1 pseudogene is annotated in these 1,187 nt (G+C 61.6%); it reads right to left on the bottom strand.

The features are described from left to right. Positions 1-1,187, bottom strand: a pseudogene (locus B4L36_RS01400) (DNA-directed RNA polymerase subunit beta'); the annotation flags it as partial.

Consider the following 1,187-nt stretch of genomic DNA (forward strand, 5'->3'; position numbering starts at 1 on the left):
AACGGTCAGACCTTCCTTGAAGTTGCTGATGATCGGCGTCTCGATGATCTCGCCGTTCGGCTTGGCCATCAGGCCGCGCATCCCGCCAAGCTGCTTCATCTGGTTGGTCGAGCCACGCGCACCGGAATGGGCCATCATGTAGACCGAATTCGGCTCCATCTCGGCGCCGTTCTCGTCCTTCTTGGTGGCCGAGATGGTGGACATCATGGCCTCGGTGACGCGGTCGTTGCATTTGGACCAGGCATCGACGACCTTGTTGTATTTCTCGCCCTGGGTGATCAGACCGTCCAGATATTGCTGTTCGAATTCTTTCACCTGATCCTGGACCTCGCCCACGATGTCCCACTTGTTGTCGGGAACCACCATGTCGTTCTTGCCGAAGCTGATGCCCGCGCGGAATGCCTCGCGGAAACCCAGGCCCATGATCTGGTCGCAGAAGATGACCGATTCCTTCTGGCCGCAATAGCGGTAGACGGTGTCGATCACGAATTGCACGTCCTTCTTGCGCAGCAGGCGGTTGACCAGTTCGAACGGCGCCTTGGCATTCAGCGGCAGCAACGCGCCCAGCCGGACCCGGCCCGGCGTGGTCTCGTAGCGGCGGATGACCTCGTTGCCATTCTCGTCGATCTGCTTGATCCGGGCGGTAATGCCCGCGTGCAGATGCACCTCGCCGGCGGCAAGGGCGTGCTCGACCTCATCGACGCTGGCGAAGGACATGCCCTCGCCCTTCATCCCCTCGCGCTGCATCGAGACGTAATAGAGGCCCAGAACCATGTCCTGGGACGGCACGATGATCGGCGCGCCGTTGGCGGGCGACAGCACGTTGTTCGTCGACATCATCAGGACGCGCGCTTCCAGCTGCGCCTCGAGGCTCAGCGGGACGTGCACGGCCATCTGGTCGCCGTCGAAATCGGCGTTGAAGGCGGAACAGACCAGCGGGTGAAGCTGGATCGCCTTGCCTTCGATCAGGATCGGCTCGAAGGCCTGAATACCCAGACGGTGCAGCGTCGGCGCACGGTTCAACAGAACCGGATGTTCGCGGATCACCTCGTCCAGGATGTCCCAGACCTCGGGGCGTTCCTTTTCGACCAGCTTCTTGGCCTGCTTGACGGTGCTGGACAGGCCCTTGGCCTCCAGCCGCGAATAGATGAACGGCTTGAACAGCTCCAGCGCCATCTTCTTGGGCA

The organism is Paracoccus sp. UBA889, from assembly GCA_002294185.1.
GTDB lineage: Bacteria > Pseudomonadota > Alphaproteobacteria > Rhodobacterales > Rhodobacteraceae > Paracoccus.